Here is an 18,392-nt window from a genome sequence, read left to right as displayed (position 1 = left end):
CCATCATTTGAGCACTACGCTCCCGCTATCGAGCCAATATGGAGAATCACCCAGGCCTGCTTCCAGCATGGTGTTGAGCTGGATACGGACGGCCCCTTTGGACACGCCACTCAGTTTGAAGTCTCGGGGTGCCGAGTTCTTGATCTTCAGACGATCGCTGATCAACCGGCGGCCTTGACCACCTTGGGACGCCTTGTCCACCATCAAGGTCACTTCCATGGATGGCAGTTGGCCATCATCGTCAGGCGCATCGGCCATCTGGCGACGCACCTTCTCGTTCAGGTGCAGGTAATACAAGGGCGAGGCGGGCCAGCGCTCTACATCCAGTTGCCGATAACCCAGACGCAGATAGCTGCCCTGCATGAGCAGGTGGTAGCCATCGGAGTCTTCACTGCTGACACTTTCCAGCGTCACCATTTCCTCGCGCGTATCGGGGTCCATCTGGAGCACGTCCTTGTAGACAATGTCCTGATCCTTGATCTGATTATTGGAGTCAATAATCCCAATATGACGCAGGGTGGAACGTGGACGCAGATTCGATACTTTGAAATTGAACTGGTCAATATTCATGTTGTAGCAAAGCAGGCACAGCATGGCGCCCACCGAGGCCGTGCTCTTGGGATCGTCGATCCGACCATTGGTATGGAAGGGATACCAGCTGCCTGTACGGTAATTGTGCAAAGGCAGCAAGCGCGCAGGCGATACCGGCATTTGCGAGCGCACATAGGCTTGCACGCCCGGCAAACGCGAAGGACGTCCGGCCATCAGCACAATGTCGCAATCGTAGTAATTCAGCACTTCGCAGAAGGCGCGCAAGGGATCGTTGATATTCAGAGAACCACTGACCAGACCTTGGTGCAAATGGGCCAGATCAAAAGGCTGTTCAACCTTGGCCAATTCCAGATCGACGCGCTGACCGGCATGCTTGTGCAACTCGTCCAGCACGTACTGAACGACCTTGCTGGAGACCCGTGGCAAGGCATCGGCCGAGCCTGCCGAGGCGTGGGACAGCGGTGCATTGGCCTGATCGCCCTGCAAGTGCTCGAACTCCAGCAACTCGCCCCACGGCAAGGACTGGACGGCGCGCGGGTCTTCATGCGGATCGTAGGCTTCGTAGCGTTTCAGGAACTCCAGGCCCAGCGGTACAAAGACCTGCAAGGCCAGTTGCTGACGCAAGACGGCTTTATCGGCATCGGCTTTTTCATTGCCGCACAGGCGCGACAGGAACACATCGGTGTCATCCACGCCCGCATGACTCAAGGCATCCTCAAAGGCGGGCAACACATAACGCTGGATGACGTCCAGCAAGATGTCATCCCCGGCCACGCGGAAGCTGTCGCGGAAACGCTGTTTGGGCGAGATGGTCAGGTTGCTGCCACCGCCCGCCCCTGCCGGGCGACGCAAGGTGTAGTCGCTGATCACGATATCGGTAGTACCGCCGCCAATATCAATAATGCCCAGCGTCAGTGTTTCCCGATCTTCCTTGTAGGGAGCGGCAACCGCATCAAAGAACTCGTCAGCATGGCCGGCAAAGTTCTGGGTAATTTCGGTAAACAGGTATACCAACTGAGAGCTGGTGGCCTCGTCCCATTCCACCCGGAACTCGGGCAGAGGCACGCGCAGGTTCTCCGGCATGCGGCCCAACTCGGAAGGCTCCAGACCATAAGGGTCTTCTTCACCCTGATACCAGTCCATGCTGGTCCACAGCAGGCCAATGGCCTGACGCAAACGCTCAGCCAGTAAGCTGCGTTCTACCAAGGGCATGCCGGGCGGCACGGTCAGAACGATATTGCTCAAGCGGCGAGGCTTGTTGGAGTGACCCTGGCGTACCCGTTGGGCCGGGCTGTTGATTTGCAGCAGCGCCTGGGCCAGCACCTCGGTCAGCATGAAAGTCATGACCGAACTACGCGAATAGAAAGGCTCGAACACCGGCAGGCGGTCGTCTTCGTCCAGGGTATACAGGGCTTCACCACGCTCATCGATATGCAGGGAGAACGGTGCCGCCAGGGCACGCGGTTCTGCATCGGAGCGGTCATACTGCTGACTGAAACGCCAGCCGTGCTTGTATTCGTTTTCGTCCCACAAGTAACGCTTGGGGCTGGATAGCCCGGTCGTACCCTCGGTGCCGCGACGGCGGGCAGCCAGACGCGCGGCCTCATCCCCGACACGCACCAAAGTGGGCCAGGAAAAGGCGGTGGGACGTCCGCTTTTCAGGGACAAGTGGTTCTTGCCGAAGTCCGTCTGCGCAAACTCCACGCGACTTTCAAAAGGCTTGCTGTACACCTGATGTGGATGCGACAAGTCCCGCAATTGCAGCACATAGTTCTGCCGCAAGCCGGAATCGTCCTGACCGTGGTTTTCAATCAGAATCCCGCAAGTGCGCGAATTCCCCACGTCCAGCACCAAATCAACAGGAATGACCTGCTCACTTTGCCAGTTAGCGGCCAGCACCTTGATGTCCGGCAGACGCACCCAGGCCTCGGAGCGGCCATCCACACACTCATGCGGCGGCGCAAACAGGCTGAGCAAATTCAGGAAATGCAGCTGTGCCGAGTGCAAGGCGCTGACATCTTCACCAAAATCGATGTTGCGTGTTTTATTGACGTTGTCTTTATAGACTTCCAGCAACCATTCCTGAACCCAGTCGCGGTTCAGGAACCAGTCCATATGCGCGCTGTCGCAGGCAATGCGGAACAAGGCTCCGGCATTGATATCTTCACGCAAGGGGGCCAGGTAGGCCGCGCCCTCGGTCAGGTCCACCACACTGGTATCGCAGGCAAGCGTAATACGGTGCGTATTGCCGTCGCGATCAGGCGTTTCCAGGCGCACCACGCGCAGGCGGCTCCAACTGGCCGGGCCATGGTCAAAGCGATGCGGCGCCACAAAGCGCACATAGGGCACGGGCAGCCACAGGCCATCGAACAAATCCAGGGTACGGCTCAAAGAGACATCACATTCCTGATCATTGCGGCCACCACCCTGGTACACCCCAACCTCGCCTTCGGGCTGATGGAACAGGGTTTGCTCCTGACCAAACTGCAGGCCTTCAAACAGAAAGCGCCAGTTCTGGCCGTTCGTGCTGAAGAAAGAATGGTTCAAGGTGCCCAGCTTCTTGCTGCCCAAAGTGGGAGCATTGATGTCAAAACCGAAGTCCATGAACTGGACTCCGGTGTTTTCAATCAAGGTAACCAAGCCATCGTGTTTGAGTAATTCAGGCAACATAAGATTCAAGCACTCATCATTCGGATTGCTGCAAGATCAAAGGAAAGGCATTGGAGCCGTACATGCCCGCGCATTGGGCGGCAGCGCCCGCCGCACCGGGATCGCACACAATCTTGGGCATATCGTAAGCGGCATTGTCCGTGCACTTCGCGGCGGAATTGGCATTCAAAATCAGGCGGCCCTGCTCAGACGAAGCAGACACGGGGGCTTCACACTGAACGCCGTCACCCCGCTTGATCTGCACATTGCCGGCACCGTCTTTCAACTGATATTGCAGTTGCACGGGTTTGCCGGTCTGACTGTCTTGCACACCCATGCGGGCAGCCCACTGGCCATTCAGGAAATCCATCTTGCCGGACTGCAAGGCATCGGGCGGCACCACCAAGGAACCAGGCGGGGTAGCAGGCGTTGTCGGAGCAGTCGGGTTGGCATCCAGTGCTGGGGGCGCGGCAGGATCAGCAGGCGGGTTTGCCGGGTCTTGAGGCAATTCAGGCGGCTGAGGATTGGCGTCTGCGCCGGGTTCGGCTGGCGGTGTAGGCGGCGTGGCATCAGGAGCCTGCCCCGCATCCGGAGCACCCGCTGCGGCAGGAGCTTCCGCCCCCGGAGCGGCTGCCCCTGGTGCTTCAACACCGGGAGCGGTGCCAGCACCCGTAGCGCCTGGAAGCACTGGAACGGTGCCCGTGGGGACAAGGCCTGTCGCATCCACACGACCATTCGGTAGCAAGGCGCCCGCATCCAGTTTGGGCAAGGACCAGCCCAACCAATTACGGACTTTCTCGGGTAAATAGCTGCCTACGCTGGAGGTGAAAGAACCCAACGGTGTATCGGGCACGACCGGCGTGGTGCACCAGCGCAAACCAAACAAGAGCAAGGCCAGCAACAAGAGCAGAGCCAGCAAACGCCACCACCAACGGGACCACCAACTGGCGGCCACCGGGGCCACAACAGGGGCGACCACGGGCTCGACAGGCGGCACTACCGGCGGGGCCACCACGGCTGCGGGTTTAGGCGCTGGCCTCAACGGCAATAAGGGGTCCTGGTTCTGATCCGCACCATGGTGCAGAAACCCCCAGAAGGTCAAAACGGGCTTGCCGTTGACCAGATAAACAAAGTTGTCGTCCGGGAAATAAAGCACGCGGCGCAGCAAGCTGGAAAACAGAGCCTTGTCGCCCAAAGCCTCTTGCTCTTGGGCATCCATCGTTGGGGCCATCTCGTTCAGCCGGGCCTGAAAAGCACTTAATTGCTTCAAGCCTTCTTCGCGTTCTTGCTCGGTGGCTGCAGTCCAGGGCACAACCTGGCCGGAGACCGGGCTGTACCAATCCAGCGTGGAACCCGTTTCATTGCTTTGCGGAATCGCCAGATGGTCAGCAAAGTTGCCTGCCCGACGGCGCAAGGCTTCTCGCAACTGTAAAGCGGAGCGAAATACCGGTCGACCGCCCTCACCTAAAGCCATGAAAGCATCGGCACGGCCACTGCGCAGTAAAACCCCTTGCTTCATTGAGTTCCCAAAAGAAAAAAAGAAACATAGTACAACAAATAGGAAGTATCAAAGCCTGTGGGAAATGCCCATTCATAGGGCTTACACAAGGGAAAAAACGAGCTTTGAACCTTAAAGATTGCTGAACACCAAAAAGAACTCAAGGTCGCTTTAGTCCTTGTGTTCTAAATAGATAGGGAAATAAGCAAACAGGGTTACGGCAAAAATATAAAAAATGTACGACTCTGTACATAAAACAAAATGGTTATTCGCCAAATAGCCAAGACACTGATTTTTTTAATTAAAACAAAAGTCCAATTCCGACCTCATCTGGCGTCCAAACCTGCATCGTGAAAATGGCGCCTGACCCTGCCCGCTTGCCAACGAGCTTCACCAGATACGGCCAAGCCGCCAAAAAACCACCACCCCGGTCATTCAGCTTGTTGTCATAGTCCTTTCACCTTGAGCCACTAGCATGAGCGCTACCCCTACAACTCAGCCTTGGCGCTATTGATCACTATGAGCAAACATATCTCAGACAAGACAGTACGTAACGTCAGTCAGAACACCCCTTTCAGTGAAATTCTGGAAAAAAGCCTGTCGCGCCGTGCCGTGATGCGCGGTGGTTTGGCGGCTGCCCTGGCCACCATGACCAGCTTTGGCCTGGCAGGCTGTGACAGCAATAGCACAGGTGGCAATTCCACTGATAACAGCGGCGGCGAGAAGCCGAACCCCGGTCCCGGCCCTGATCCGGAACCACCAGCAAGCGTCAAACTGGGTTTTGAATCCCTGCCCACCTCCATGACCGACGGCTGTGTGGTCCCCCCCGGCTACATCGCCCACGTATTGGCTCCCTGGGGCACGCCCATCAATGACAACGCCCTACCCTGGGACAAGAACGGCAATAACAGCTCCAACGACTTGCTCAACTCCATGGGCATGCACCATGACGGCATGCACTTTTTTCCGCTGGAGGGCAGCTCTACCGAGGGTTTGCTGGCCGTCAACCACGAATACATTGACTCAACAGCCCTGCACCCCAATGGTCCGACATTGGTCAATGGCAAGCGCCCGGCCGAGGAAGTGCGCAAGGAAATCAACGCCCACGGTGTGGCCATCATCCATATTCGCCGTAGCAATGGCCGTTGGGACATCGTTCAGAACTCGCGATACAACCGTCGCTTTACCTCTGCCACTGCCATGAAACTGGCGGGCCCCGTGGGCGGTACGGACTGGGTCAAGACCCCCTTCTCGCCCAACGGCACGCAGGTGCGCGGCACCAACAATAACTGCGGTAACGGCACCACACCGTGGGGCACGTACATCACCGCCGAAGAGAACTGGGCGGCCTGCTTTGTCAACACCGGCAATCGCCCCGCACACCAGCTGCGCGTCGGCGTATCAGCAGGCCCCACTGGCCGCTACAAATGGGAAACGGCTGCCCAGGACCCTTCGGAAGTGCTGGGTGAATTCGCCCGCTTTAACGTCACCGAAACCGGCGCCAGCGCCACGGATGACTGGCGCAATGAGGTCAATGGCTTTGGTTACCTGGTCGAGATCGACCCCTACGACCCCAGCAGCATTGCCACCAAGCGCACCTCCATGGGCCGCTTCGCGCACGAAGGCTGTGCTTACAGCAAACCCGAAGCCGGCAAGCCTCTGGCTTTCTACAGCGGCGACGACTCGCGCTTTGAATATGTCTACCGCTTCGTGTCCGACGCCAACTGGGACCCGAAAGATGCCCAGCGCACCGATCGTCTGGCCGTAGGCGCTAAATATCTGGACAAAGGCACCTTGTATGTAGCCCGTTTCAACGAAGACGGCTCGGGCGAGTGGCTGGCACTGACGGGCACGACCCCAGGCAAAGATGGCGGCACCTTGGCTGATAAATTCCGGACCTTGGACGAAATCCTGATCAATACCCGTGGCGCAGCCGACTTTGTGGGTGCCACCCCAATGGATCGCCCCGAGTGGACGGCCACCCACCCCAGCAACGGCGACATCTACCTGACGCTGACCAATAACACCAGCCGCAACGCGTCGACCGGCACCAACGCCGCCAACCCGCGACTGAACAACGTCAATGGTCACGTGATTCGCTGGCACGACGAACCCGGTTCAAACAAGTTCAAGTGGGACATCTTCGTGTTTGGCTCGGATTCCGGTGCAGACGCAGATACCAACCGCTCCGGCCTGACCGACCTGAACCAGTTGGCCAGCCCCGACGGCCTGGGCTTCGACAGCCGTGGCATTCTGTGGATTCAGACCGACAACGGTATTGACGGCGGTCGCAAGAACAATGTCGCCCGCGCCACCAACGACCAGATGCTGGCCGTTATCCCTGGCGCGCTAGCAGACAGCTCGGGCACTGGCCCGGCCATCAATGCCAACAATCAGTCCGATCTGCGTCGCTTCTTCGTGGGGCCAAACGAAGCCGAAATCACGGGCTTTTCCATGACACCCGACCACACCAGCCTGTTCCTGAACATTCAGCACCCGGTGAACTGGCCTGCCTATGACACCCATGACGCAACAGTGGCCAGCATGGATACGGTGCGTCCACGTTCTTCGACCGTGGTAATTCAACGTGCGGATGGCAAGCCTATTGCTGTGTAAACACAAAGGTGGGTTCGCGGCTTGAATCCACCTGATTCCGTTTTTTGCTCAATTTTTGCCAGGCGGGGTCGTCAATAGATGGCCCCGTTTGCTTTTTTTGCGTTTGCTTCTTTACGTTTGCTTCTTTACTTATATAGATAGCGCAATTCAAACAAGACCTCTTGATTGCCTGCTACCGCCCAGAGATCTCTGCCCCATCACCAAGCACCGGACAGGGAAAAGTCAGGCCCCAGGACCAGAACATGAAAGCAAACAGCCCATCGGCACACCGGGTGGCAATGCTTGAAGCCGCCGCTATCAAGGCGTCAAGGTAAAGTGCAGAAAATTTTCTCAACCACCCCCTAAAGAGTTTTTGACCCCTTCCGTTAATGGTGCTGTACAGGAAGAACGCAGTGTGTCGAATGCGCGATCAGCCCCCTGGGGCCTAGCAGAACGCCAACGCTTTCCTGGGCAAAGGGCGAAACCGTTTCGCCGCTCTACTCAACATTGGGAGTTACCATGTCTGTTATCAATACGAACTCGCTTTCCCTCGTTGCCCAAGGCAATCTGAGCAAATCGCAAGGCGCACTGGGTCAAGCCATCGAGCGTCTGTCCTCCGGCCTGCGCATCAACAGCGCCAAAGACGACGCCGCCGGCCAGGCTATTGCCAACCGCTTCACGGCCAACATCAAAGGGCTCTCGCAGGCTGCTCGTAACGCCAACGATGGTGTCTCCATCGCTCAGACGACAGAAGGCGCGCTAAACGAAATCAATAACAACCTGCAGCGTGTTCGTGAGTTATCGGTTCAGGCTGCAAACAGTTCGAACTCCGCTGAGGACCGCCAGTCCATTCAAAACGAAATCAACGAGCGTCTCGCTGAGATTAATCGCGTATCCCGTGAAACTGACTTTAACGGCGTTAAGGTATTGGGTGACGATGCCAGTGCGTTGACGATTCAAGTCGGCGCAAAGGACGGCCAAACCATCAAAATCGATCTGAAGACCATAAATCAGACCACACTGAAACTTGATGGTTTCAATATCGGTGCAACGTCTGGCGCGTTGAAGAATCTTAGCTTCACCGATAGTAATGATCAAACTCATTCAGCAGAAATCACACTGGCTCTAAGCAACGCTCCAGCAGGTCTTGACACAGATAAGTTCACGCTGCATGGCTATGGACAGTTGAATACAAGTACAGGCCTGTACGCTAATTACGCTCTGAAGGACGAGAACGGGGTAATGTACAAGGTAGATGCCACGGCCATGGAAGGAGACGAGACAGACGCAGCATTCGGCACCTTCACATTCGACTTCGTAGACGCTTCCACAGCCCAGGCAGCTGCCGACGCCTACAATGTGGATGTCAAAGCAGGTCTGGCCAGCACAATCAATCCGCTCGAGGCTATCGACAATGCACTACAAAGCGTGGACGATCTGCGTAGCCACCTCGGTGCGATTCAGAACCGCTTCCAGTCCACGATCGCCAACCTGAACAACACCGTTACCAACCTATCCGCAGCTCGTTCGCGTATTGAAGACGCCGACTACGCAGTCGAAGTTTCCAACATGACTCGCGCTCAGATCCTGCAACAGGCTGGCACTTCGGTTCTGGCCCAAGCCAACCAAGTACCGCAAAGCGTTCTGTCGCTGCTGCGTTAATTGACGCTGCCGAACCATTCACTTTGAATTAACAAGCAAAGTGAATGCACAACAAAAAGCCAGCCCAATAACAGGCTGGCTTTTTTCCATCTGAATCAACACAGCAGGACATCACCGAAAAGGCAGACTGCAATAACTGTCAGCTCGACACTCAATCCAAATCCTCACTTAATCGCTGAATAGCAGCGCGGTACACTGCCATGCCCTCCCGCTTGTTTACCGCCAAGACCAGAACTACCAGAACATCATCCTCAACGGTATAAACCAGACCAGACGATAGCCCTGCTTGAGGCAGCTTGATTTTGTAGCAGTTCAACAAATCACCTCACAAGGCGGACCCGGCACATGCAGTGCATCCAGTCTTTTGCGAAGCAGACTTTTGAAGGTGGTTTTAACGCTGCCATCCAGCCGCTCCCACTCCTGCAAGGCTTCGGCACGAACTTTAATTTGTATTTTATGGGCTGTCTCTCAGAGCTGCTCAAGACCAACCTCGACCGCCGTATCTTTGACCGCCAGCCGTTGACGCTCCAACCCATCCAGATCCCCGTTAGCCATTTCCTCGACCAACGACTCACACAAGCGAGGCGTCACCATATAAAAGGCGGGTCGGTTATGGCTCAATACGGCAACAGGTTTTTCTCCAGCCGTACGCAATACCTGTGCCGGGTTCTTCTTGAACTCGGACATGCTAATAGAATAATCAGTCAAGAAAGTGGAAGATTAGCAGCCGGTAGGCGCAGGCTTACAAAAGTACCTGAAACTCAGCACTGTCAGAAATAGCGTCCCACTTGTCTTTTGCCAGACTGGCACGGATACGGGCCACGGCCTGGCTACGAAGTTGAGACACCCGACCTTCGGTCACCCCCAGCACCAGCGCGATTTCTTTCTGGTTCAAGTCTTGCTCGAATTGCAGCGCAAAAAGCAGTTTTTCACGCTCGGGCAGTTGATCGATGGCGGTAATCAAGGCTTGTCGCAGCCCCTGGGAGGTCAACAGGTTCAGCGGGTTGTCAAAGTATGCCTGCTCCCGCGAATTGTCCTCCAGAAACTCCAGCGCATCGGCTGATGGGTCAGCATGGCGTTTCAGGTCTTCGTAGTGAATCACCTGAACCCCCACTGCCTCGTCCAGCAGCTCGTAATAATCGTCCATGCTCATGGACAGGGCTTGGGCAATTTCCGACTCGGTGGGCTCGCGCAACAGCTCCTGACGCAAGGTGCTGACGGCCACTTCAATCTGACGAGCTTTGGTGCGCACACTGCGTGGCAACCAGTCCTGACTGCGTAATTCGTCCAGCATGGCCCCACGGATACGGGTCACGGCGTAGGTTTCAAACTGAGCCTCGGCCACCACCTGGTAGCGGCGTACGGCATCGAGCAGGCCCATCATGCCCGCTTGCATCAGATCATCCAGCTCCACACTGGGGGGCAGGCGCGACACAAGCTGAAGCGCCTGGCGGCGCACCAGTGGGGCGTACTGCTCAACCAGGACGTCTTCTGAACGAGGCATGGACGGGCACGAATCCGGACAATAAAGATGGGACTATTTTGCCTGTCGCCCCTGCCACACAGTCCCCAAATCAAACTGTCTTTCGCCATCTTATTCAGGCTTTAAACGGGATGGATGCGCTTGAAAACCGAAATACCGCCTAAAGATACGCGCCAAGGTGCCGTAATTGGAGCGTTAAAGGTGCCAAGCCCTGCCTTACTTTCGCGGCCTGCCACCAAGCCCCTTCTGGAGTGATGTCATGATTAACTCTGTTTCATCTCAAACGACGGCCTTGGTGCCCCCGGTTTCTCCTGTAGAGCAAAACCCTGGCACCCCTATGCCTTCGGCGGCCACCACGGTGACCCCCATCAAGGAAAGCAGTACCGATACCCAGTTGCAGCAGCGCTGGCCCGATAAACAGGAACCCGTGCCTGGCATGGTCAACTCACTGGACGACACGCTGGACCAGATCAACGATTCCCTGCAGGCCTGGTCCACCGGGATTCGCTTCAATATGGATGACGAGGCGCAACGTCTGGTGGTCTCGATCGTGGACAACACGACCGGCGAGGTCCTGCGCACCGTACCGTCCGACGCCGTGATCCAGATTGCCAAAATGATCGTTCAACTGCAGGGCAACGCGGTCAGCGTGAAGGTTTAAAAACCAAACTGGCATCGAAACTTCCCATTGACATGGGCTTTGCGCGCGGCACATCCGCGACAAAATAGGACACTACAGGAGTATTTGATATGGCTATTTCTTCAATCGGTATTGGCTCAGGCCTGAAATTGGATGAGTTACTGGAAGACCTGCGAAAAGCAGAGAATGTCTCCCTGACCGCTATTCAGAATCGCCAAGTCGAAAACGTGAGTCGGATCTCCGCTTATGGGAAACTCAAAGCGTCTATTACTGCCCTGCAAAGCGCAGGAAAAACACTCAATGACCCAAGTCTATACGGGGCAGTCAAAGTCAATGCTGCTGGCGACGGTATCTCCGTCACAGGAAACAACAAGGCCACCCCTGGCCAGTACAGTATTGTGGTCGAACAGCTTGCCAGCAAACACTCGCTAAGCACCGGCCAAGTAAGTGACCGGTCTACTCCACTCGGTGTTGATGGAAAAGTAACCATTACCCTGCAGAATGGAACAGCACATACCCTGGATTTGACGGGCAAGGACACCTCTTTGCAGGGAGTCATGCAAGCGATCAATGCTGACCCTAAACTAGGTGTTACCGCGACTATCATTAATAACGGTGATCCCAATCACCCCTATCAATTAGTTTTAACCGCCTCCGACACCGGAGAGCAGGCTTCCATCAAATCTATTTCTGTAGACGGAAATGCCAATCTGGACGGTCTGCTTTCTTTTACAGCAGCCACTGAAAGCAGCCCAGCTCAAGGCATGAAACAACTGAACGAAGCCGTCAACGCCAAAGCAACTATTAATGGCATTGACATCATCAGTCAAAGCAATACCCTTAAAAACACTGTAGAAGGGCTGGAGATCACTCTCAACAAAGCCAGTTCAGAAGCAATCAGCCTGGATGTGACACGAGACGACAGCATCCCGACCAAGGCCGTTACCAATTTTATTGAAGCCTATAACGCCTTAAACAGCACGATTAGCTCACTGACCTCCTACGACGTCGAAAACAAAAAGGGCTCTGCCTTAACGGGCGACTCCATGCCCCGTCGGATTCAGTCCAGCTTACGTTCCACATTGAACATTCCAACGACTGAAGGAAACTTACGCTCCCTATCATCGATGGGCATTACTGCTGACCCAAAGACAGGAGACTTGGTCGTTGATGACAAAAAACTGGCAACCGCACTGAAAGATAATATGGCGGATGTCCAGCGCCTGTTTGCTGGCGAGGATGCTATTGGAAACCGCATTAATCAAGCGGCGGATGAATACGTCAAAAAGGGCGGTTTCATCGACAACGCAACCGACGGCGCTGACAAAATTGGAAAGACCCTTGAAAAACAAGCTCTTGCCACTGCTGAACGCATAGACAACAAGATTGAAGCTTATCGTAAGCAATTTATTCAGCTAGACAGAATGGTCAACCAAATGAAAGGCACCAGCGATTACCTCACCCAGCAGTTATCCATGCTGGGCAATATGAACAGCAACAAATAAACCTCTATGAGCTATCCTGCCCCTTCCCGTCGCTTTGGCCAACAATCGGTCCGCGCCTACGCTCAAGTAGGTCTGGAAACCGAGGTCCTGAGCGCAAGCCCCGAGCATCTGATTACCCTGCTCTTTAACGGTGCGCGCACCGCCATGCTGCAAGCACGCCTGCATATGGAACAGGGCAATATTGCCGGGCGGGGGCAGTCTTTATCGAAGGCTATTGATATTGTCGATAGCGGCCTGAAAATGGCGGTCGATACTGAAAAGGGCGGAGAACTGGCGCGCAATCTAGTTGCCACCTACGATCTGATCTTGCATAACCTGATGCTGGCCAATCTTCGCAATGACGCGGAAAAGCTGGCGCTGGCCGAGCGTTTACTGACCGATATTGCCGATGCCTGGCGCAGCAATGTTGATACCCAACGTGCCAAGCAACCAGCTTGACCCCGAGGTTCACAGGACAGACTCTATTTCTGACCTGCACCTCCAACCTCCTTTGCGCCTTTAGCGCCTGGTACGAACATGAGCGAGACCTCTAACCCGATCGTCGATCAATATCAAATTATCGCCAGCATCACCCGTCACATGCTGGAGCTTGCCCAAATGGCACGCTGGGAGGATGTGTTTGAGCAGTCCGAACACTATCAGCTCGCCGTAGAAAAGCTCAAGAACATGGAAGACCTGTCTATCACTGAGAAACAGGCACGCCGTCAGTTGCTGACCCAGATTCTGGAAGACGATGCCCAGATCCGCCATCTGGCCACCCCTGAACTGGGCCGCCTGGGTGCGTTGCTGGGCAATATGAAGCGCCAGCAGACCGTTTTGCAAGCGTATTACACGCCTAGCGTCCTTCCATGAGCGTAGGCGGCCCCTCCCCTTTGGGGACGCTGCTTATTCAACGGCTCGATGCCGTTTTGGGTATCAGCACCGGACAGCAAAGCAATATTGCCACGGGCGCCCGCCCAGATGCGATCAGCCAAACACCGGGCAGCCAACGCCCCGAGCGCGTTGAGAACCAAACCGCTCGCGATCAACGCCAAAGTGTCGATCAAGCCCGCGCCCACACACAGGGCCGCGACAGCCGGAATCTGCGTACTCAACAGGGTCAAACCTCGACAGATCCCAGCGTCAATGCGCGTGGCCCTAACACGGCCACCACCAGCTCGGCCCCCACAACTTTGGGGCGCACGGCCCAATTGATTCTGTCCTTGCTGGAGCGCTTCCCGGACCGTGCCCCAGCCATCCAGGGACGACACGCCTTATTACCCGGCCGCCCCGGCGTGCAAACAGACGGGAATGAATCCGCGCGCCCCGGCGCTGACTCCCAGGCAGGAGCACGTGCAGGCTCCACCCAGAACACCGCCAGTACCATCGCGACCCTGGCCCAACAAAGACTGCCCTTGCCCGGCAGCGCCGCAACAGGTGGCGCCAACGCAAGCTCTGCCAGCGCAAGCACAGCAGGCACCAATGCCACTGGAACAGCGTCACCCACAGGCATGCCCGGCGCCGGAACACCGGCCACAGGCGCCGCAGCGCATAGCGCACTGCCCACCGGCAGCACCGCCGCACTGGCCCAGCATTTCACCCAAGCCTTGCCGCAAGCCCTGCAACAAAGCGGGCTGTTTTACGAGTCCCACCTAAGTGATCTGCACTTTGGACAACGCAACGTAGGACAACTGCAGCAAGAGCCACAAAACCTGAATCGTCCCGTGGCTGAAGCCAACACGGGCACAAACCACACGACTCAAGCCCAGACGAATACTCAGGACCCAGCCAATAGCCTACTGGTGCGGCAGCAACTGGACACGCTGGCCCACCAGAATCTGCAATGGCAGGGTCAAGCCTGGCCGGATGCCGACATGAACTGGGCCGTGCAACGACACCAAGCCCAATCAGAGGAAGAAACTGAGCACTGGTCCAGCACCTTGCAACTGAATCTGCCCACCCTGGGGGCAATCACCTTGCGGCTCAATCTCCTGAATCAGCAATTGCTGGTTCATATCCAGGCCGATCAGTGTGCAGATTATCTGGACGAAAACAGCCTGCCCTTGCGCGAGCGCTTGCAAGACCAGGGCCTGTTCCTGAGTCAACTGCAAATTGAAGCCGACCCGAACCTGCCGCAGGACGTACCCGATGAGCCATGATGTCCCGACCCCTCGCCCACAGGCGCTGGCCTTGCGCTACGATCCTCAGGACGGCGCACCACGGGTGGTGGCAAAAGGCTATGGCACGCTGGCCGAGAAAATCATCGAAACCGCGCGCGAGCACAATCTGTATGTACACGAGTCCCCCGAGCTGGTCGGTCTGCTGATGCAGGTGGATCTGGACCGCCACATTCCCCCTCAGCTCTATCAAGCCGTGGCCGAATTGCTGGCCTGGCTCTACGCCCTGGAACAGGGCCATCCCCAGGCTACACAAGCCTTGCAGGCCTTGCACGACGCATCCAAACCTTGATGCCCTTGTTTATAAGGGCTGAAAAGCCCCTGTTTTTGGGCTTAGATACCCTGCTTAGCCTGGCCTTCTACCCGTTACATTAAGCACGGCAAGCTGCCCACACCTGTGCGCGTGGCCTATCCTGACTTTCTGGCAAGCGAATATGTCGATTTCCAATCTTTCCAGCATTGAAAACCTTTTGGCCCAGATGCGCGCAGTCGCGCAAGCGGCCGGGGCTTCCAGTTCTGTGTCCTCCTCGGCCAGCAGCGCCGCCCCCGGTGGCTTTGCCGCCGAGCTGGCACGCTCTTTGAACCGGGTGTCCCAGGCACAAAATGAAGCCAGCGCCCAGGCCCAGGCCTTTGAAATGGGCGAGCCCGGAGTTTCTTTGAATGACGTGATGATAGACCTGCAAAAAGCCAGCGTCGGTTTTCAGGCCACCGTTCAGTTACGCAACCGCTTAGTGGCTGCCTACCAAGAAATTGCCAGTATGCCGGTATAAGTGCCTGATTCTTTCGTACCCGCCGCCCTTTCCTTAATGCTGCCTGAGCACGCCCTGATTTGAACTCCCCTGATTCCATGCAGAACCCTGCCTCTGCCTCACCAAGGTCATCCATGAGTCAGACCGCACAGTTGCTGAACAAACTCCCTGGCTACGACACACTACGCACCCTACCCAAAGTGGTGCTGATCGGGCTGGGTGCCGCACTGATTGCTCTGATTGTCGCCCTCTTGCTGTGGAGCCGTGGGCCTGCTTACCAGGTTCTGTTCTCCAACCTGGACGACCGCGATGGCGGTGCGATTGTCTCGGCCCTGGGCCAGATGAACGTGCCTTACCAATTCAACAGCAACGGCACCGCCATTTTGGTGCCACAGGATCGTGTGCACGATGTGCGTATGCAAATGGCCTCACAAGGTCTGCCACGCAGCGGCAATGCCGGTTTCGAGCTGCTCGATCAAAGCCGTTTTGGCGCCAGCCAGTTCACCGAACAAGTGACGTATCAGCGGGCCCTGGAAGGCGAACTGGCTAACTCCATCAAGGCCGTGCATGCCGTCAAGGAAGCGCGTGTTCACCTGGCCATGCCACGTGAAACCTTGTTTGTGCGCGATCGTCAGTCTCCCACCGCCTCTGTCGTGCTGTCGCTGTACCCAGGCCGTGACCTGAGCGAGGGCCAGGTTTCCGCCATCAGTTGGCTGATCTCTTCCAGCGTACCCAATCTGCAGGCCGACAAGGTTTCCATCATTGACCAGAATGGCCGCTTGCTGACAGCGCCCACCGGTGAGATGGGCGCTGATAATCAGCAACGCAATTTTGTAAACGATATTGAATACCGCGCCGTCCAACGTATTCTGACCTTGCTGACCCCCCTGGTCGGTGCCGGCAACGTCCGTGCGCAAGTTACCGCCGAAGTGGACTTCTCGCGCCGCGAACACACCTCCGAGGTCTACAAGCCCAACCAGCTGCCCGGCCAGGCCGCAGTGCGTAGCCAGCAGACCAGTTCGTCCCTGCAGCGCAATCCGCAACAGCCTCAGGGCGTACCCGGCGCTTTGAGCAATCAGGCCCCCAATAATGCCGTCGCCAATCTGGTGAACCCGCCTGCCGCGCCCAATCAGCCCCAGGCTCCTGCGGCCGACCCGGCCAATGCGGCAACACAAACGGCCAATGCCGCGAACGCGACGGCTGCCGGTACAGACCCGTCGCTGGTATCCCTGGCCGAGCAAGCCCGCTTGCTGCAAAACACCGGCAATGCGCGTAACGACTCCACCGTGAACTACGAAGTGGATCGCACCATCAGCCACGTCAAAGGTCCCTTGGGCCAATTAAACCGCCTGTCGGTGGCCGTGGTGGTGAACTACCGCGATACGGACAAGGACAAGCAGCCGCTGGATCAGGCAGAACTGGACAAGATCAGCGATCTGGTCAAGCAAGCCGTTGGTTATTCGGCTGAACGAGGCGATAGCCTGAGCGTGGTGAACGGACAGTTCAACGAGCAAGGCGATATTGATACCCCCTTCTGGAAAAATCCGGAGTACCGCGAGCTCGCCATGGAACTGGTCAAATATCTAGTCTTTGCATTCATTTTGTTCATGGCGTGGCGCATCGTCATCAACCCCATCATCCAGGGCCTGATCCAGGCCAAGGCGGTCGCTGACGCGCGCGTCGAACGCCAGAAAGAGGAATCCGCTCGCGAGCAGGCCGCCGAACAACGTGCCGCTGAGATGAGCCGCTACGAAGAGAATCTGAACACCGCCCGCACGATGGCTCACGATGATCCACGCGCTGTGGCTATGGTGTTGCGCTCCTGGTTAAACAAAGATGAAAAAAATGAAAACGGCTAAACCGGACGATTCCATCGAACGCAGTGCGATTTTGATGATGTCCTTGGGGGAAGATGCCGCCGCCGAGGTGTTTCGCCACCTCTCGCCTCGTGAGGTACAGCAGCTCAGTACCGCCATGGCGTCCTTAAAGCAACTGACCCGTGCCGATATGGACGATGCTCTGGAGAGCTTTCGCCAGGAAGCCGACCAGTTCATGGCGGTGGCACTGGACTCCAATGCCTACATCCGCTCCGTACTGAACAAGGCTCTGGGCTCGGACCGAGCCGCAGGTCTGATCGAGGACTTGCTGGAGAACGGCGAAGGCAGCAGCAGTGGTATTGATGCCCTGAACTGGCTGGATGCGTCCAGCGTGGCCGAGCTGATTGCCGACGAACACCCCCAAATTATTGCCACGATTCTGGTGCATCTGGAGCGTGATCGCGCTGCCGACATTCTGGGCTACATTCCGGATCGTTTGCGCGATGATGTGGTCCTGCGTATTGCCACGTTTGGTGGCGTACAGCCCACTGCCCTGAACGAGCTGACCGAAGTGCTGAACGGCATGCTGTCGGGTCAGGGCGCCAAACGCAGCAAGATGGGTGGCCCGCGCACAGCAGCGGAGATGCTGAACTACATGAACGCCAACCTGGAAGAGTCCGTGCTGACCAGCTTGCGCAGCATGGACGCGGATCTGACCCAGCGCATCGTGGACGAGATGTTCGTATTCGAGAACCTGGCCGATGTGGAAGACATTGCCATCCAGTTGTTGCTCAAGGAAATCGAAACCTCTGCATTGACCATTGCCCTGAAAGGTGCGCCCGAGGAGTTGCGCGACAAGTTCTTCCGCAATATGTCCAACCGTGCCGCCGAAATGCTGCGCGAAGACATCGACGCCCAAGGCCCGATCCGCATGTCCAAGGTGGAGCAAGAGCAAAAAGCCATTGTGCAGGTGGCCCGTCGTCTGGCCGAAGCTGGCCAGATTACGCTGGGTGGCCTAAGTGGGGACGAGTATGTCTAAGACGGCCCCGTTTGGGCAGTGCTTACCCGCCCAAACCCGTACGGTCC

The 18,392-nt window shown here is 56.7% G+C and carries 16 protein-coding genes; 11 read left to right on the top strand and 5 right to left on the bottom strand.

Annotated features, from left to right (window positions below; translation table 11 throughout):
- Positions 1-3 precede the first annotated feature (3 nt).
- Both OKX01_RS06215 and OKX01_RS06210 read right to left on the bottom strand, forming a co-directional pair.
- A complete protein-coding gene (locus tag OKX01_RS06215; protein WP_264672619.1) occupies positions 4-3,222 on the bottom strand; it encodes a virulence factor SrfB in 3,219 nt (1,072 codons plus the stop codon).
- Between the two features lie 16 nt (positions 3,223-3,238).
- A complete protein-coding gene (locus tag OKX01_RS06210; RefSeq protein ID WP_094196143.1) occupies positions 3,239-4,720 on the bottom strand; it encodes an SrfA family protein in 1,482 nt (493 codons plus the stop codon).
- A 498-nt stretch (positions 4,721-5,218) separates the two neighbouring features.
- On the opposite strand from OKX01_RS06210, the gene OKX01_RS06205 reads away from it, so the two are divergent.
- Together OKX01_RS06205 and OKX01_RS06200 are read left to right on the top strand one after the other, a co-directional pair.
- Positions 5,219-7,315, top strand: a complete 2,097-nt coding sequence (locus OKX01_RS06205; RefSeq protein ID WP_264672618.1) for a PhoX family protein — start codon at positions 5,219-5,221, stop codon at positions 7,313-7,315.
- 498 nt (positions 7,316-7,813) lie between these two features.
- Positions 7,814-8,956 (top strand): FliC/FljB family flagellin, encoded by a 1,143-nt coding sequence (locus tag OKX01_RS06200; RefSeq protein WP_264672617.1) that lies wholly within the window; start codon positions 7,814-7,816, stop codon positions 8,954-8,956.
- A 151-nt stretch (positions 8,957-9,107) separates the two neighbouring features.
- On the opposite strand, the gene OKX01_RS06195 is transcribed toward OKX01_RS06200, so the two are convergent.
- The 3 genes from OKX01_RS06195 to OKX01_RS06185 all read right to left on the bottom strand — a co-directional run bounded on the left by OKX01_RS06195 (position 9,108) and on the right by OKX01_RS06185 (position 10,460).
- Positions 9,108-9,272, bottom strand: a complete 165-nt coding sequence (locus tag OKX01_RS06195) for a hypothetical protein (protein ID WP_264672616.1) — start codon at positions 9,270-9,272, stop codon at positions 9,108-9,110.
- Between the two features lie 152 nt (positions 9,273-9,424).
- Positions 9,425-9,643 (bottom strand): type II toxin-antitoxin system Phd/YefM family antitoxin, encoded by a 219-nt coding sequence (locus OKX01_RS06190; RefSeq protein WP_264672615.1) that lies wholly within the window; start codon positions 9,641-9,643, stop codon positions 9,425-9,427.
- A 55-nt stretch (positions 9,644-9,698) separates the two neighbouring features.
- Positions 9,699-10,460: an RNA polymerase sigma factor FliA gene (locus tag OKX01_RS06185; RefSeq protein ID WP_108727154.1), complete on the bottom strand. Its 762-nt coding sequence runs from the start codon at positions 10,458-10,460 to the stop codon at positions 9,699-9,701.
- 238 nt (positions 10,461-10,698) lie between these two features.
- Here OKX01_RS06185 and OKX01_RS06180 point away from each other — a divergent pair, with 238 nt between their 5' ends.
- The 9 genes from OKX01_RS06180 to fliG all read left to right on the top strand — a co-directional run bounded on the left by OKX01_RS06180 (position 10,699) and on the right by fliG (position 18,345).
- Complete coding sequence (locus OKX01_RS06180; protein ID WP_230018696.1) at positions 10,699-11,100, top strand: flagellar protein FlaG; 402 nt, start codon at positions 10,699-10,701, stop codon at positions 11,098-11,100.
- An 89-nt stretch (positions 11,101-11,189) separates the two neighbouring features.
- The gene (gene fliD, locus OKX01_RS06175; protein WP_264672614.1) at positions 11,190-12,584 is read left to right on the top strand and encodes a flagellar filament capping protein FliD; all 1,395 of its coding nucleotides are present in this window, start codon (positions 11,190-11,192) and stop codon (positions 12,582-12,584) included.
- Positions 12,585-12,590: 6 nt separating this feature from the next.
- The gene (fliS, locus tag OKX01_RS06170) at positions 12,591-13,022 is read left to right on the top strand and encodes a flagellar export chaperone FliS (protein ID WP_094196137.1); all 432 of its coding nucleotides are present in this window, start codon (positions 12,591-12,593) and stop codon (positions 13,020-13,022) included.
- A gap of 78 nt (positions 13,023-13,100) precedes the next feature.
- Positions 13,101-13,436: a flagellar protein FliT gene (locus tag OKX01_RS06165; protein ID WP_108727152.1), complete on the top strand. Its 336-nt coding sequence runs from the start codon at positions 13,101-13,103 to the stop codon at positions 13,434-13,436.
- Complete coding sequence (locus OKX01_RS06160) at positions 13,433-14,722, top strand: flagellar hook-length control protein FliK (RefSeq protein WP_264672613.1); 1,290 nt, start codon at positions 13,433-13,435, stop codon at positions 14,720-14,722. Before OKX01_RS06165 ends, OKX01_RS06160 begins: the two co-directional genes overlap by 4 nt.
- Positions 14,712-15,032, top strand: a complete 321-nt coding sequence (locus OKX01_RS06155; protein ID WP_108727150.1) for an EscU/YscU/HrcU family type III secretion system export apparatus switch protein — start codon at positions 14,712-14,714, stop codon at positions 15,030-15,032. Before OKX01_RS06160 ends, OKX01_RS06155 begins: the two co-directional genes overlap by 11 nt.
- Positions 15,033-15,174: 142 nt before the next feature.
- Positions 15,175-15,510: a flagellar hook-basal body complex protein FliE gene (gene fliE, locus OKX01_RS06150; protein WP_094196133.1), complete on the top strand. Its 336-nt coding sequence runs from the start codon at positions 15,175-15,177 to the stop codon at positions 15,508-15,510.
- A gap of 113 nt (positions 15,511-15,623) precedes the next feature.
- Positions 15,624-17,348: a flagellar basal-body MS-ring/collar protein FliF gene (fliF, locus tag OKX01_RS06145; protein ID WP_264672612.1), complete on the top strand. Its 1,725-nt coding sequence runs from the start codon at positions 15,624-15,626 to the stop codon at positions 17,346-17,348.
- Positions 17,335-18,345, top strand: coding sequence for a flagellar motor switch protein FliG (gene fliG / locus OKX01_RS06140; RefSeq protein ID WP_094196131.1), 1,011 nt, complete (start codon positions 17,335-17,337; stop codon positions 18,343-18,345). The genes fliF and fliG overlap by 14 nt, the downstream gene beginning before the upstream one ends.
- Positions 18,346-18,392: the final 47 nt, after the last annotated feature.

Origin of the sequence: Alcaligenes sp. SMD-FA (genome assembly GCF_025960365.1) — a bacterium.
Classification (GTDB): domain Bacteria; phylum Pseudomonadota; class Gammaproteobacteria; order Burkholderiales; family Burkholderiaceae_B; genus Alcaligenes; species Alcaligenes aquatilis.
Note: the sequence above shows the minus strand (reverse complement) of the source record. Positions and strands in the feature narration are given on the sequence as shown.